The sequence below is a fragment of the Alteromonas sp. MB-3u-76 genome, from assembly GCF_002831605.1.
GTDB lineage: Bacteria > Pseudomonadota > Gammaproteobacteria > Enterobacterales > Alteromonadaceae > Alteromonas > Alteromonas hispanica.
In genome coordinates, this window is record NZ_CP025115.1 from 1,127,212 (window position 1) to 1,142,339 (window position 15,128).

At 44.5% G+C, this 15,128-nt stretch carries 13 protein-coding genes; all 13 read left to right on the top strand.

Annotated features, from left to right (window positions below):
* The first annotated feature begins 186 nt into the window (after nucleotides 1-186).
* The 13 genes from CW735_RS05080 to fliN all read left to right on the top strand — a co-directional run bounded on the left by CW735_RS05080 (nucleotide 187) and on the right by fliN (nucleotide 15,127).
* A complete protein-coding gene (locus CW735_RS05080) occupies nucleotides 187-1,659 on the top strand; it encodes a sigma-54 dependent transcriptional regulator (RefSeq protein ID WP_100971210.1) in 1,473 nt (490 codons plus the stop codon).
* 137 nt (nucleotides 1,660-1,796) lie between these two features.
* The gene (locus CW735_RS05085; RefSeq protein WP_100971212.1) at nucleotides 1,797-2,999 is read left to right on the top strand and encodes a sensor histidine kinase; all 1,203 of its coding nucleotides are present in this window, start codon (nucleotides 1,797-1,799) and stop codon (nucleotides 2,997-2,999) included.
* Nucleotides 3,000-3,017: 18 nt separating this feature from the next.
* Entirely contained in the window at nucleotides 3,018-4,361 is a 1,344-nt protein-coding gene (locus CW735_RS05090; protein ID WP_100971214.1) for a sigma-54-dependent transcriptional regulator, read from the top strand.
* A 299-nt stretch (nucleotides 4,362-4,660) separates the two neighbouring features.
* Entirely contained in the window at nucleotides 4,661-4,990 is a 330-nt protein-coding gene (gene fliE / locus CW735_RS05095) for a flagellar hook-basal body complex protein FliE (RefSeq protein ID WP_100971216.1), read from the top strand.
* A gap of 12 nt (nucleotides 4,991-5,002) precedes the next feature.
* Nucleotides 5,003-6,700, top strand: a complete 1,698-nt coding sequence (gene fliF, locus CW735_RS05100; RefSeq protein ID WP_100971218.1) for a flagellar basal-body MS-ring/collar protein FliF — start codon at nucleotides 5,003-5,005, stop codon at nucleotides 6,698-6,700.
* A 12-nt stretch (nucleotides 6,701-6,712) separates the two neighbouring features.
* A complete protein-coding gene (gene fliG / locus CW735_RS05105; protein WP_071979662.1) occupies nucleotides 6,713-7,753 on the top strand; it encodes a flagellar motor switch protein FliG in 1,041 nt (346 codons plus the stop codon).
* A gap of 61 nt (nucleotides 7,754-7,814) precedes the next feature.
* Complete coding sequence (fliH, locus tag CW735_RS05110; protein WP_071979661.1) at nucleotides 7,815-8,597, top strand: flagellar assembly protein FliH; 783 nt, start codon at nucleotides 7,815-7,817, stop codon at nucleotides 8,595-8,597.
* Nucleotides 8,590-9,927, top strand: a complete 1,338-nt coding sequence (gene fliI, locus CW735_RS05115; RefSeq protein ID WP_100971220.1) for a flagellar protein export ATPase FliI — start codon at nucleotides 8,590-8,592, stop codon at nucleotides 9,925-9,927. Before fliH ends, fliI begins: the two co-directional genes overlap by 8 nt.
* Nucleotides 9,928-9,959: 32 nt before the next feature.
* Nucleotides 9,960-10,406, top strand: coding sequence for a flagellar export protein FliJ (gene fliJ, locus CW735_RS05120; RefSeq protein WP_071979659.1), 447 nt, complete (start codon nucleotides 9,960-9,962; stop codon nucleotides 10,404-10,406).
* A gap of 344 nt (nucleotides 10,407-10,750) precedes the next feature.
* A complete protein-coding gene (locus CW735_RS05125) occupies nucleotides 10,751-12,877 on the top strand; it encodes a flagellar hook-length control protein FliK (RefSeq protein WP_100971222.1) in 2,127 nt (708 codons plus the stop codon).
* A 149-nt stretch (nucleotides 12,878-13,026) separates the two neighbouring features.
* Nucleotides 13,027-13,563 carry a flagellar basal body-associated protein FliL gene (fliL, locus tag CW735_RS05130; protein ID WP_071979657.1) on the top strand — a complete coding sequence of 179 codons (537 nt, stop codon included), beginning with the start codon at nucleotides 13,027-13,029 and terminating at the stop codon, nucleotides 13,561-13,563.
* Nucleotides 13,564-13,638: 75 nt separating this feature from the next.
* Nucleotides 13,639-14,703: a flagellar motor switch protein FliM gene (gene fliM / locus CW735_RS05135; protein ID WP_071979656.1), complete on the top strand. Its 1,065-nt coding sequence runs from the start codon at nucleotides 13,639-13,641 to the stop codon at nucleotides 14,701-14,703.
* 16 nt (nucleotides 14,704-14,719) lie between these two features.
* Entirely contained in the window at nucleotides 14,720-15,127 is a 408-nt protein-coding gene (gene fliN / locus CW735_RS05140) for a flagellar motor switch protein FliN (RefSeq protein WP_071979655.1), read from the top strand.
* The last annotated feature ends 1 nt before the right edge of the window (nucleotide 15,128 follow it).

Consider the following 15,128-nt stretch of genomic DNA (forward strand, 5'->3'; position numbering starts at 1 on the left):
CATTTGATGCTGCATTTTAAGTATCGCCAACAGCGATATTTTCTACAAATTAACCAAAAGAAGCAGGGTAACCTGCTTTTTTTATTGCTATATTTCCGCAAACATTGGTTGCAGAGTTATCTTTTACCGTTACAATTTGCTTATGCGCTACACTATAAATAATAACAAAGCGTCATTGGGGAATAGATGAAGGACATATTGCTGGTTAGTGATAATCAGGAACTTATTCAAAATTTAGAAACTATAGTGACCTTCATGGGAGAATCGTGTTTATCACGAGGACTCAGTGATTGTCATGAGTATCTTTCTAAATCCGGCGCAGACGCTGTACTCATCGAGTATGCGTGTGAAACCACTGTCTCACAATTAGTTGAAAATTTTCCTCACATACCTTTTGTTGCGCTGGTTCAAAATGAAGGGCAGGCCAACGTTAACTGCAATATGGTGAGCGTGTTAAGTACGCCACTCACTTATCCCGTTCTTACTCAAGCTATCCACCGCTGCCAAGAGTATTCAAGCCGTAAACCTAACTTATCAAGAACAGCAGGTACAAAAACACGCTTGTTTAGAAGTCTTGTGGGTAAAAGCGACCAAATACAAATTGTGCGCCGTTTGGTGGAGCAGGTTGCACCCACCGACGCCACAGTGCTAATCCTTGGTGAGTCAGGCACTGGTAAAGAAGTGGTTGCGCGAAACGTTCATTTCTTCTCTGAACGTAAAGACGGCCCGTTTATACCCGTTAACTGTGGTGCTATTCCGGGAGAGCTTTTAGAAAGTGAATTGTTCGGTCATGAAAAAGGCGCTTTCACTGGAGCCATCAGTGCTCGGAAGGGGCGCTTTGAATTGGCCGAAGGCGGCACCCTGTTTCTTGACGAAATAGGCGACATGCCGCTTCAAATGCAGGTAAAGTTACTTCGGGTTCTGCAGGAGAAAACCTTTGAGCGAGTGGGCGGGAACAAGCCTATCAAGTGTAATGTTCGTATCGTTGCTGCTACACACCGCAATTTAGAAACGATGATCAGCGAAGACAAATTTCGTGAAGATTTATATTATCGCCTTAATGTTTTTCCAATAGACAGCCCAGCTCTTCGCCAGCGAAAAGACGATATTCCGCTTTTGCTGCAAGAGATCAACAGTCGAATAAAGGGCGATGGAGTTGATGGGGTTCGCTTTACAGAAAGAGCTATATCGTCTTTGATGGAACACGAGTGGGCGGGTAATGTGCGTGAGTTATCTAACTTGGTTGAACGCCTTACTATTTTGTACCCTGGTCAGATTGTGGATGTCAGCGATCTTCCGCCGAAATATCAATATGGCGATACGGCAGCCTACGAACCGGATTATCCGGAAGAAATTCTTGAGCGAGAAGCATTTAATGATTTATTTGCCGAGTCTGCTGCACAGGAAAGATTAGAGGAAGAAGCGTCTCAAACAGCGTCTCAAGAGACACCTTCAGAGAGTGTGGTGTCGTCTACATTGCCTGAAGAGGGGGTTAACCTGAAAGAATATTTGTCTGAGCTTGAGGTAACGCTGATAAAACAAGCGTTAGAAAGTCAAGATTGGGTTGTCGCAAGGGCTGCAGATAAATTAGGGATGCGCAGAACCACACTAGTAGAAAAAATGCGGAAATACGATATCCAGCGCACGGAAGAAGCGTAACGTCATCTATTTGACGTTTCTCAAACTCCCGTTTTTTCTCTCCTATCATTTTGAAATTTATAGAAAAATAAAAGTGGCACGTCTTCTGCTTTAGTAAGTTCATATTTCGTTAACGTCTGCATTTTGACGAGGGTAATATGGCTTACGACAGCTCACAATCAATATCCGAATACGCGGCTTCAAGCTTTGTTTTTCACGGTGTGAAAAACAAGCGAGAGCATACATTCACATCAACTGATTACAGCGCACCCAATAATAAGCTCTCTTCTTCAGAAGAGTTAACCTCTTTACGATTGCAAGCTAGCCGCCTCGAGCATCTTTTACAGGTGATGCCAGCAGGCGTTATTGTTCTAGACGGTAAAGGTATTGTCCGCCAAGCCAACGATCAGGCTAAAGCGTTACTCGGTGAGCCTCTCGAAGAAGAGGTGTGGCGGAGTATTATTACGCGCTCTTTTAAGCCACGAGCAGATGATGGCCATGAAGTATCACTTGCTGATGGGCGAAGGGTAAAGCTATCTATTACTCCACTTGAGAACGAGCCGGGCCAGCTAATTGTTATCACCGATCTTACTGAGACTCGTGAACTTCAAGCGCGTGTAAGTCATATGCAGCGACTATCCTCATTAGGTAAAATGGTAGCTTCTTTAGCGCATCAAATACGTACACCTTTGTCGGCTGCGGTTCTGTATGCATCTAACCTCAAGAGAAAAAACTTACCAGAGAGTGCTTCTCAGCAATTTGCCCATAAACTTACCGACCGCCTTAAAGATCTTGAAAGCCAAGTGAACGATATGCTGCTCTTTGCCAAATCAGGCGAGCAGCAAGTAGTTAGTCAAATTTCTCTTTCTGAATTATTTAACGCCATTGAGCCAAGTGCCACTGCCATGGCGACACAAGAACAGCAAGCATTGTCATTTGAAGGTTTCGACACTCCATTAACCTTAACCGGAAACTTAACGGCTCTCCAAGGTGCAATATTGAACCTTATCCACAACGCCAGCCAGGTAACACCGAAAGGGTTTGAGATTATCGTTCAAGCGAATCAGATTAATGATGCTTTGGTGATAGAGGTCATCGATAGAGGGGAAGGCGTGCCCAATGCGATAAAGTCGAAAATATTTGAGCCGTTTTTCACAACCAAGACTCACGGAACAGGTTTGGGGTTAGCTGTTGTTAAGTCAGTGGTAAATGCACACGATGGCTCAATACATATTAGCGATGCGGAAAATGGGGGCGCGTGTTTCAGCATAAGCTTGCCCTGCCAGCCTTCATCGGGCGATAAGTTATCAGATAATACTGAGCTTGGAAGAAAAAGTACTGTGATGACGAATGTCGCGTAATAAAACGGGAGAACTCCAATGTCTAAAACTACTATTTTAATTGTTGAAGATGACGCAGGTCTTCGCGAAGCGCTCCTCGATACGCTATTGCTTGGCGATTACGACGTCATAGATGCCGATTGTGCGGAGTCTGCACTTATGATCCTTTCCGCTAGAAAAGTAGACTTGGTGGTGAGTGATATTCAAATGGGTGAAATGAGCGGTCTTACTCTGCTAAAGAGTATTAAGGCGAAGTATCCAAGTATGCCAGTGCTACTAATGACAGCCTACGCCACAATAGATGATGCGGTGCAGGCCATGAGAGATGGCGCGACAGATTACCTATCGAAACCTTTTGCACCGGAAGTGTTGCTGAATTTAGTGGGGCGTTATGCACCTGCACAAAAAATAGAGTCGCGTACACCAATTGTTGCAGATCCCTCTAGTATCAAGCTTCTTGAGCTATCTCGTAAGGTAGCAAAATCAGAGGCCACTGTTATGGTACTTGGCCCTAGTGGCTCAGGAAAAGAGGTGATATCACGCTACATACACGATCAGTCAAATCGAAGTGAGTCGCCTTTTGTCGCTATTAACTGTGCCGCTATTCCTGAAAATATGCTTGAAGCAACCTTGTTCGGTTATGAAAAAGGTGCATTTACCGGCGCTGTACAAGCCTGTCCTGGAAAATTCGAACAAGCGCAAGACGGCACATTACTTCTCGATGAAATCACAGAAATGGATTTAGCTCTGCAGGCCAAGCTGCTACGGGTATTGCAAGAGCGAGAGGTAGAGCGATTGGGCGGTCGAAAAACAGTAAAACTGAATGTGCGAGTTATTGCAACGAGTAACCGAGATTTACGTAAAGCGGTTGATAATGGTGAATTCAGAGAAGATTTATACTATCGACTTAACGTGTTTCCTATTGAATGGCGTCCGCTAGCGCAGCGTCCAGGCGATATCGTGCCACTTGCTGAGCACCTCATTCAGCGCCATGCAAGTCAGCAAGGACTGGGTAACATAAGGTTGAGTGCAGCAGGGCGAAGCAAGTTGTCTCAATATCAATGGCCTGGAAACGTACGTGAGCTTGAAAATGTTGTACAACGAGCGCTTATTTTGTGCGAGAACGGTGAAATTGATTCAAGTGATTTGATGATTGATGAAAGCGAAGCACTGTCAACGGACACGAATAGTGCTATTGAGCAAAATGAGGATAGCCACCTCGGCTCAGAGTTGCGCTACCAAGAGCACCAGATAATTTTGGATACGCTAGCTTCCTGCAACGGCAAACGAAAAGATGTAGCAGAAAAGTTAGGAATTAGCCCAAGGACACTTCGTTATAAGCTTGCTCGTATGCGCGACGACGGCATCGAGGTCCCAGCATAACATTAGGGTGCCAGCCTAACGTTAGAAAGATTATTTACTCAAAAGCCACCGTCATATCGGCTTAACAATTTAGGTACACTAACCGTCATCAACATAACTTTTTGATGACGGTTTTTTGTTGTCTTCAGAAACTGCACCTATCACTCTCAGCCGCCATTATTTTGGCTCTCTGCTCTTATTCTTTGCAACTGTATGATTTTATTTGTTTTTACAAGTTGGCAAGCCCTTTGCAAAACCTTCCTTATATAATGAACATGTGACCAAAAGTTGTCGCAACGCACTGATTCTTAGGAGTGGTTATGGACGTTAAAGCCAACAGTTTGTATCAAGAAATGCAAAATATGATTGGGCAAACTCGTCTTCCAGTAAACGAGCTGCAACCAACTAACGAAGTCAATACATCGGCAAGCGAATTTTCTACCATGCTAAAAAATGCAGTAGATGGCGTAAATAGCATGCAGCTAGAATCAAAGAATATGACGCAAAGGTTCGAAATGGGCGATCCTAACCTGAGTCTTGCTGAAGTTATGCTGGCGAAAGAGAGATCAGGTATTGCCTTTGAGGCAACGGTTCAGGTGCGTAATAAAGTGCTTGAAGCATACAAAACAATAATGAATATGCCGGTTTAGGTGGAGTAGGTTATGGCTGAGGCTACAGGCACAAATTTATCTGTTCCAGATCAGGGCGTTGGAATGGACAGCGAGCCGGAAAATAAATCTGGCTTTATGGATACACTGGGTAGCGCAGACATGATGCGCCAGATGGCGCTGGTTGTTGTGTTAGTTATCTGTGTGGCCATTGCTATCTTTATTCTAATCTGGTCACAAGAAGCGGATTATCGTCCTCTTGCAAAAATGGAAACTCAGGAGCTGATTGAAACTCTTGATTACATGGATGCAAATCAAATTGAATACAAGCTTGAAGGTAACACCATTTACGTGAGAGCCGACGAATTTCAAAACATCAAACTTGGAATGACACGCCAAGGCTTAAATAACCCTACCGAAACTGGTACCGACATTATCATGCAAGATATGGGGTTTGGTGTCAGTCAGCGGGTTGAAATGGAAAGACTAAAACATGCCCGCGAACAGCAAATAGCCTCCACAATTCAAGATATGGCAAGCATTCAAAAAGTACGTGTATTGCTTGCGATGCCAAAAGAAAATGTTTTTGCTCGCAGGGAGAAAAAAGCCTCTGCAACCGTGGTTCTTACTGCTAAACGGGGCTCTGTGATAACCGGTGAAGAGGTGGATGCCGTTGTCGATATTGTTGCGTCTGCGGTACAAAATTTAGATCCATCAAAAGTCACAGTTACAGATAGCAATGGTCGTTTACTTAACTCAGGCTCACAAGATTCATTAAGTGCAAGAGCGCGTAAAGAATACGAAATTGAACGCCAACGAGAGCAAGAGTATTTAGAAAAGATTGATGCCATTCTTATTCCTGTACTAGGAATTGGTAATTACACTGCCCAAGCAGATGTTTCAATGGATTTCACCGCTATGGAGCAAACACAGCGCAGCTACAACCCAGACTTGCCAGCAGTTCGCAGTGAAATGATTGTAGAAGAAAACAGCGTTGGCGGCGGTGTTGGTGGTATTCCAGGCGCACTGTCAAATCAGCCACCGTTAGACTCAAATATTCCTGAGAACGCTACAGGCGGCGCAGCTCAACAAACAATGCCGGGCAGAACGGCAAAAGAGTCAACACGAAACTATGAACTTGATACCACTATCAGCCACACTAAAAAGCAGTCTGGCGTTATTCGTAGGTTAAGCGTCTCTGTTGCTGTCGATTACACGCAAGTAGCAGGCGAGGACGGCACTATGGTTCCTGCGCCACGTAAGCAGGAAGAAATTTTGAATATTCGCCGCCTCTTGCAAGGTGGTGTGGGCTTTGATGTCACTCGCGGAGACTCTCTAGAAGTTGTTAGCGTGCCCTTTATGCGCATGGACACCGGGGAAGTTGAAGATGTGCCATTGTGGGAGCAGCCAGGCTTTTTACCTATTCTCAAGCTTGTCGTCGGTGGATTGGTTATAATTGTATTAATTATCTTTGTCATTCGCCCCATGTTGCGCCGTCTAATTAATCCAGACGAGACCAAAGAGGTTGAAGATTTTGATGCGGACGAAGGCTTAGATTTAGGTGACGATACCATTAGTATGCTATCCACCGATTTTGATGAAGGTCAAGTTGGGTTTGCCGCCGATGGCTCGTTAATGTTACCTGACTTACACAAAGATGAAGATGTATTAAAAGCCGTGCGTGCCCTAGTTGCGAACGAACCAGAATTGTCAGCCCAAGTTGTAAAGGGCTGGTTGATGCAAGACGAGTAGTGAGAAATTATTATGGCTGAAGAACTTGCCAATGTTGAAGAACAATCTTACGACGTTAGTAAACTAGAAGGCGTTGAAAAAGCTGCAATATTGCTTTTGAGCTTGTCGGAAGAGGACGCTGCGCAAATACTTAAGCACTTAGAGCCGAAGCAAGTGCAAAAGTTAGGCACCGAAATGGCTAAAGTCGATGACATGACGCAAACCAAGATCACAGCGGTGCACAAGCATTTCATCGAAGAAATTCAGAACTACAGTACCATTGGTTTTCAAAGCCAAGATTTCGTTAAGCGAGCACTTACTGCCGCTCTTGGCGAGGATAAAGCCGCCAATCTTATCGATCAAATCCTTATGGGAAGCGGAGCGAAAGGTCTCGACTCGCTCAAGTGGATGGATTCCAAACAGGTTGCTAGCATTATCAGAAACGAGCATCCACAGATACAGACAATCGTACTGTCTTACCTAGAGCCAGAGCAAAGTGCAGAAATACTCGCCCAGTTCCCAGAAAAAGTACGCTTAGACTTACTCATGCGCATAGCAAACCTTGAAGAAGTGCAGCCAGCAGCATTGCAAGAGCTTAACGAAATCATGGAGAAACAGTTCGCGGGACAAGCCGGAACGCAAGCAGCGAAAATGGGCGGCCTGAAGTCTGCAGCGAACATCATGAACTACTTAGATACCTCTATTGAAGGTCAGTTGATGGATGCAATTCGCGAACAAGATGAAGAAATGAGTCAGCAAATTCAAGATCTTATGTTCGTGTTTGACAATCTTATTGATGTGGATGATAAAGGTATTCAAGCTATTCTTCGTGAAGTTCAACAAGATGCGCTTCTTAAGTCAATTAAAGGTGCTGATGAAGAGCTTAAAGAGAAAATTATGCGCAATATGTCCAAGCGTGCTGCCGAAATGCTCAACGACGACCTTGAAGCTCTCGGGCCTGTGCGGATATCAGAAGTGGAAGTGGCACAAAAAGAAATACTTTCTGTGGCCCGCCGACTTTCTGATTCTGGTGAAATTATGCTTGGTGGCGGAGGTGGCGAAGAGTTCTTGTAAGCTCAACGCCCTAACTTAACTTTAAAGCCTACGCCTAATATTTTTAAATTTGAGAACAGTAATGTCTACAAACAAAAGTTTCAGTGAAAGCGAAGCAAACGATGCTAAAACATGGGACTTACCTTTTGTTGAAGATGCAAACGCTCGAAAAAAAGATGCGACCACCAACGCACTAAACCGGCGTTCTGATTGGAAATATGAACCGCCTGAAGAAGTTGAAGAAATTTCTCCTCCTACCGCTGACGAAATAGAAGCCATTCGACAAGCGGCCTTTGACGAAGGACACAGCGAAGGCAAAGCAACAGGTTATGAAGAGGGTAAAGCTCAAGGGTTAGAAGAAGGGCTTGAAGAGGGGCGCGAAAAAGGACATGAAGAGGGTCTTGCAAAGGGCTTAGAAGAAGGACAGTCTCAAATCGCGAAGCAGACCGAGCAGTGGCAAATGTTGGTGGAAAAACTTCACGATCCGCTGTCTCAGGCTAACGACGATACTCGCGATCAACTGGTAAAGTTAGCAGTCACGCTTGCTAAAGCCGTTATCAAAACTGAAATAAGTACCAATAATGACGTCATTGTTCAGGCACTGAGCGAAGGCATTAAAGCGCTTCCTATTAATCAAAACGAATACCAGATACACCTGAATCCAGATGACATATCGATTATTCAAGAGCATTTTTCTGAAGAAGAAATGACAAAAAAAGGTTGGAATTTGGTAGCGTCTCCTAACATGGAACGTGGCGGTTGCGACATTGTTACTACGCAAAATGCGGTGGATGTTTCTGTGGAGCGGCGTTGTCGTGAAGTGATTGAGCGCTTTTTATTAAATCAAGGGCTAAACGATGACTAGCCCTTGGCACACGCATTTTGAATCTTTAACCAAACAAGTCACTACGGTGCCAATTGTTGCAGCGGGAAAGCTAGTGCGTGGAATTGGCCTTACATTAGAAGCCGTAGGGTGTCAGCTTCCAGTAGGCAGTCAATGCTTAGTACAAACGATTGAAGGCGAAATTGAAGCAGAGGTAGTTGGTTTTGGTGAAGATATTACCTATTTAATGCCTACTGAAGCTGTAAGGGGCATTGTGCCTGGTAGTAGGGTTATGCCACTAAATCGCCAGAGTGGATTGCCTGTTGGCATGTCGCTATTAGGGCGCGTGGTTGACGGGAATGGCCAGCCTCTTGATGGATTGGGAGAAATAGAAGCAGAGCACCGTGCACCTACCACCCGACCTCCAATGAATCCATTAATAAGACGACCAATCAATGCCGCTATGGATGTTGGTGTAAGAGCGATAAATGCACTTAATACTGTGGGTGTCGGCCAACGGATGGGACTATTTGCAGGCAGTGGCGTTGGTAAAAGTGTTCTTTTAGGCATGATGACACGGGGCTGTGAAGCCGACGTGGTTGTTGTTGGGCTAGTTGGTGAACGTGGTCGCGAAGTAAAAGAGTTTATTCACGATATCCTTACAGAAGAAGAGCGCAAGCGTGCTGTTGTGGTTGCCGCTCCGGCAGATACGTCGCCGTTAATGCGTTTAAAAGGATGCGAAACCGCAATGACAATAGCAGAGTACTTCCGTGATAAAGGGTTGAAAGTGTTGCTACTTATCGACTCTCTCACTCGTTATGCCATGGCTCAGCGGGAAATAGCGCTGGCGGTAGGAGAGCCGCCTGCAACGAGAGGTTACCCGCCATCAGTGTTTGCGCGCCTTCCAGTTCTTGTAGAGCGAGCGGGAAACGGGAGTGAAAAGCAGGGTTCCATTACCGCCTTTTTTACAGTGCTTACAGAAGGTGACGATTTACAAGACCCGGTTGCCGATGCTGCTCGCGCAATACTGGACGGTCACGTAGTGCTTTCTCGTTCTTTGGCAGATAGTGGCCACTACCCAGCTATTGATATTGAGTCGTCGATAAGTCGAGTAATGCCGCAAGTGGTCAGTGAAGAACACCAGCTCATGGCTAGACGAATTCGCCAGGTATATTCTCATTACAAGCAAAACCAAGATCTTATATCTATTGGCGCATATGCAAAGGGGTCAGATCCACGTATCGATCTTGCAATAAGAGCAGAGCCTGCCATTAATGCATTCCTACAGCAGGGGATGAAACAGGTACTACCCTATGATGAAAGCTTAGAGGGTATGGCTGCGTTGGCAAAAGGCTTAGGGCAGGGCCAGTGAATATGAACCAAGCATTGAAAGGCGATTAGATAATGTCTAAACAACTAGAACGTTTAGCTGAATTCGAAAAAGAGAAAGAACAACGTGAGTCGCGCTTTTATCAACAGGCGCAGCTTAACGTGAATCAGCATAAACAAAAGCTAGCGAGTTTAGAGCAATATCGCGTTGATTATATAAAAGGTATTCAGCAAACCGGACAGTCGGGTGTAACAGCTACTTATTACCAACAACACCTTTCTTTCGTGGGTAAGCTCGACAAGGCGTGCGAACAACAAATGCAAGTCATTGCTCAAGCAAAGATGGCAGCAGATCAGCGCAAGCAAATGTGGCTTAAACAACAACAAAAGGTTAAGGCCGTTACGCTTCTTCTCGACAAAAAGCGTTTAGCGAAAGAGAAAAAAGAGGCAAAAGCTGAACAAGCCATGCTCGATGAGTTCGCTACGCAACGTTTCATAAGATCTAAAAGCTCCTCTTTTTAGCACGTCTTAATTCCGTGCTTCCCCATTAAAATGCCGCAGTTCATGTAAATTTAGTACTCGCTAACAAGTCTTCTTTTTAAATAATTGGCGCGGCCTTTGCAAAGTTCTCACTGTCTTTGAATGACGTTTAACAAAGCGGTTGGTTTTGACGGCGTTTTTCAGAAATTGCGACACGCTTTTTAAACCGTTGTAGATGCAAAAAAGATACTAAAAACACAGTAGTAATATAAATATAGATTAAAAAGTATTACTAATCAGTTGGTTAAAGTTTGCCTTGCATAATTACAGCGATACAACAAATTTATCACCCATTTAATGGTGGAAGTGTAGGACGGTAGAGAATTATGCAACAAGTTGCCGTAAATAAAACAGACATTGCCGCATTGCCCTTTTCGGCGACATCTACGGCGAAAGCCGTGGGTAACGGTTTAGATAGTCACTCGCAAGGACAAAATAGCGAAGCATTTAGCAGCCTTTATCAAGAAGCAAAATCTGGTGGCCGTGATTTTGTATTAAATGAAAACGCCAAACGCAGAGTTAAAGATAGTGATAGATATCACACGGATCTCCCGCGAAATGATGACAAGCAAAATAAAGTTGACCAAGCTCCTTCTCAAAATGTGACTGAGGCAGAAAGCTCCTCATTTAAAACAAAAGACATCAATAAAGAGAAAGATGTCATTTCACAAAACAATGAAGCTAGCAAGTCGGGTAATGATTTGAAGCCGCAGCAAGGAAATTCTCCTTCGATAAAAAAGACAACTGAAAAAGAGCTCTCGATAGGTACTGATGGCAAAAGAGAAAAGAGTGCTCCAATAGTCGGAGAGCCTGTTTCTCCAATTGTTATGCCAATGGAAGATGTAGTGGATGGAACAGATTGGATTGCATTTGTGGAGGGAATTACCAAAGGTGGAGTAGGAAAAGCTGCTGGAGAACTTGAGGCCCTAACTAATGGAAAGATGCCCGCTGAGCTTAATGCAATGGATAACAGCGAAATTACTGACGTTTTATCTGATCTAATAACCCAGTTGAAATCTCTAGAAGATGAAAATGTTAAAGTCAATCCAGCGATCACAGACAAGTTAAGCACTCTAAGCAACCTGTTAAATAAACAGGTTGAGAGTGCTGAAGCAAAAGGCGGAGTGAGTAATGAAAGTGAAGATAACCTCAGTGTACTTCTAGCACAACTCACGAATTCAGAGTCCTTAGCTGAACAGAAAGGCAATGAACGCTCAAGCCTCGAACAAGGAAGCGAAGAAGCACAAAATCTGCCATTGTCCGACCTAAGTGATGAAGAAAGTACGCAGAACGAGCTTCTACTAAGCTTAATAAACGATGCTCTAAAAGAAAATGGGGATGACAGACTCAGTCAAGCATTGTCGGCAGCCAACGCGGGTGAAAAAGCAACAGTGCAACATGGCGCTAATTTTGACAAGCTTCATGAGGGAGAGGCTATTGCCGCCGATTTGACCGGTGTTACTGCAAAGATAAATTCATCATCTGCAGCCGTTGATGGAGAAAATATCACAGCATCAGGTATGAAGCCTTCAACTGAAAAAGCATTAGAAGGTCAGCAAATTGACATGGGAGCACTCGAAACACAAGACGATTCTCTTTTAATGGCTATCAGCAAGCTAAGCCCTGAAAGTGCTCAGAAGGCAACGGAAGCCCTTGCCGAACGTATGGTTGCGCTCGTGCCTAATAGTCAACAGCAGCAGGCTGTGAAATCGAACATAATTGCTGGTATCAACGAGTTTCAAAAGCAGGTAGAGCAGGGGCATCAGCCGGGCATTGAACTCTCGGCCATTGTTGCAGATGCAGCAAAAGACGCTTCGCTGTCTGCTGAAGTGTCAAGCGCCCTTAATGCAAGAGTAGAGACTCAGGCTGGTCAGTTTATGCAGTTGATGACCAATGCACAAAATAGTATTCAGCAAATGGTTCAACAGCAGTTTACGCAAGCAGATGCCGCCATTAATGAAAATAACCAAATTCGTTCAGAATCGTCAAAATCTCAACAGCAATTCGATGGGTTCGATAAAGCTGTCAATATTCATAAGCCAGAGGGGCAGCAGCAACTAGGCGAAAAAATTCGTTGGATGGTGAATGCCAGAAACACGATGGCAGAAATTCGACTCGACCCGCCTGAATTAGGCAGTATGCAGGTGAGGGTTAATGTACAGGGCGAAGCGGCCAGCGTGAGTTTTGTTGTACAGTCTCAACAAGCTAAAGATGCGCTTGCTGAATCTATGCCTAAGCTTAGAGATATGCTGTCTGAGCAAGGAATTGAATTAGGCGATGCGCAGGTGAGAAAAGATAACTCATCAAATAGCGAAAGTGGTCAGCAACTTGCTGGGCAAAACGGAAATAGTGGTAGTCATCGTTCAGAAAATGACGCTGAGCTAGATAATGGACATGTAATAGAGCAGGCCGTTACTCGAGAAGCGAAAGGCGGTATAGATTTTTACGCCTAGGCTTCACCTAGGTAAATATAGACTTTTTGGCCAACCAATCACTGAAAAGTGAAAAAACAAAAATATGTCAAAATATGACTAAGGCAGCATTGCGATTTTGACATGAAGCTTGATAATACAAGTTTTAACGTATTTAAGAAGAGATACACATGGCTGATGAAGAATTACAAGTAGAAGAAGGCGGCAAGAAGAAAGGTAAAATGATGCTTATCATCATTATCGCGCTTGTACTTGTTGGCGGTGGAGCAGGTGCTTACTTTTTCCTTTTTGCCGGTGGCGATGAGCCTGCGGCAGAGCAACTGCCTGAGGCTGCAGAGACAGCATCAGCACCTGCAACACCTGGCGCAAATGCTGAAATTGGAACCGCATTGTATGTCGCTATGCCGAGGCCTTTTGTATTTAATGTACCTGGCAGCAGCGGGCGAGATAGATTAGTGCAAATTAAAGTCCAGCTTCTCGTGCGTGGGTCAGACAACGAAGAGCTAGTAAAAACACACATCCCTTTAATTGAGGGAACCTTGTTACAAACCTTTAGTATGTCTAACGCAGATGACTTAGTAACGGAAGCCGGCAAAATTGAGCTACGTGAGCTGGCGGTCACCGAGGTTAAAAAGGCACTTCAGGAAAATGACATTGGTAGCAACGTGGTGGAGCGAGTGTTATTCACTGGCTTTGTAATGCAGTAGTTGCATGTGTAATTTTCATGCAGCAGTTTATGCAATAATTTACGCAGCAATTTATGCAAATATGGGTAGAGCACTGTGAGCGATTTATTATCTCAAGATGAAATCGACGCCCTTTTACACGGGGTGGACGATGTAGAGGAAGAAGAGGTTAGTGCGGGTGGTGCTGACTCTGACGCCTCAACGCTCGAGTACGATTTTTCCTCGCAGGATAGAATTGTTCGTGGGCGTATGCCTACCCTTGAAATCGTTAATGAACGGTTCGCTCGTCATATGCGCGTTAGTCTATTTAACATGATGCGCCGTTCTGCTGAAGTGTCTATTAACGGCATTCAAATGATTAAATTCGGCGAATACATTCACACCTTGTTTGTTCCAACCAGTCTGAATATGGTGCGCTTTCGTCCTTTAAAAGGCACTGGCCTTATTACAATGGAAGCGCGTTTAGTATTCATTCTCGTTGATAACTTCTTCGGGGGAGACGGTCGCTATCATGCAAAGATAGAAGGTAGAGAATTTACTCCCACAGAGCGTCGTATTATTCAAATGCTTCTCAAAATTATCTTTGAAGATTACAAAGAAGCATGGGCGCCTGTAATGGACGTTTCTTTTGAGTATTTAGACTCGGAAGTAAACCCCGCTATGGCGAATATTGTAAGCCCCACAGAGGTGGTAGTAATAAGCTCGTTTCATATAGAGCTCGACGGCGGCGGTGGCGATTTCCATGTGTCCTTGCCATACTCAATGTTAGAGCCAATTCGCGAGTTACTCGACGCGGGTGTACAAAGCGACAAAGAAGACACCGACCTGCGCTGGAGTAAAGCGCTTCGCGATGAAATCATGGACGTTAAGGTGGCGTTAACCACGCACATGCTAGATGTAGACGTTCCGCTAAGAGAAGTTATGGAGTTTAAGGCGGGCGATATTATTCCCGTTGAAATGCCAGAAACTATCACAGTGCTAATAGAAGATTTACCCACCTTTAGGGCTAAGCTTGGTCGCTCAAGAGACAACTTAGCGTTAAAGATTGTAGAAAAAATCGCAAGGCCGACTTCAGTGAAGTCTGAGCTGCAATTATTAACCCGTGGCGGGCGCATTATCGATAATGATGCTGAGCTACAAGTACTCGAAGAAGACCTGTAAGGTAAGGGGAGTTCCCATGAGTGAAGACGGTATGGACGATTGGGCTGCGGCCATGGCTGAGCAGGCTGATGCTGAGGCAGAGCAAGAAGAAGGTGAGAACGATGATGTTCAAGTTGCCGAACTAGATGAACTGACCGATGATGCGCCGATAACCCAGGAAGAGAAAAAGAAGCTAGATACTATTCTCGATATTCCGGTTACTATCTCCATGGAAGTAGGCCGTAGTCAAATTAGTATTCGAAATCTGCTACAGTTGAACCAGGGTTCTGTGGTGGAACTGGATCGCGTAGCCGGTGAGCCACTAGATGTATTAGTTAATGGCACGTTGATTGCTCATGGTGAAGTAGTAGTAGTCAACGACAAGTTCGGTATTCGATTAACGGATGTTATTAGTCAAATTGAGAGAATCAAGAAGCTCAGATAAA

Coding starts and splice junctions, on each gene's coding strand:
- fliF (WP_100971218.1), top strand. CDS start 5,003: ATGGCTGAGGCTACAGGCACAAATTTATCTGTTCCAGATCAGGGCGTT.
- fliH (WP_071979661.1), top strand. CDS start 7,815: ATGTCTACAAACAAAAGTTTCAGTGAAAGCGAAGCAAACGATGCTAAA.
- fliJ (WP_071979659.1), top strand. CDS start 9,960: ATGTCTAAACAACTAGAACGTTTAGCTGAATTCGAAAAAGAGAAAGAA.
- fliL (WP_071979657.1), top strand. CDS start 13,027: ATGGCTGATGAAGAATTACAAGTAGAAGAAGGCGGCAAGAAGAAAGGT.
- CW735_RS05125 (WP_100971222.1), top strand. CDS start 10,751: ATGCAACAAGTTGCCGTAAATAAAACAGACATTGCCGCATTGCCCTTT.
- fliG (WP_071979662.1), top strand. CDS start 6,713: ATGGCTGAAGAACTTGCCAATGTTGAAGAACAATCTTACGACGTTAGT.
- CW735_RS05090 (WP_100971214.1), top strand. CDS start 3,018: ATGTCTAAAACTACTATTTTAATTGTTGAAGATGACGCAGGTCTTCGC.
- fliI (WP_100971220.1), top strand. CDS start 8,590: ATGACTAGCCCTTGGCACACGCATTTTGAATCTTTAACCAAACAAGTC.
- CW735_RS05085 (WP_100971212.1), top strand. CDS start 1,797: ATGGCTTACGACAGCTCACAATCAATATCCGAATACGCGGCTTCAAGC.
- CW735_RS05080 (WP_100971210.1), top strand. CDS start 187: ATGAAGGACATATTGCTGGTTAGTGATAATCAGGAACTTATTCAAAAT.
- fliE (WP_100971216.1), top strand. CDS start 4,661: ATGGACGTTAAAGCCAACAGTTTGTATCAAGAAATGCAAAATATGATT.
- fliN (WP_071979655.1), top strand. CDS start 14,720: ATGAGTGAAGACGGTATGGACGATTGGGCTGCGGCCATGGCTGAGCAG.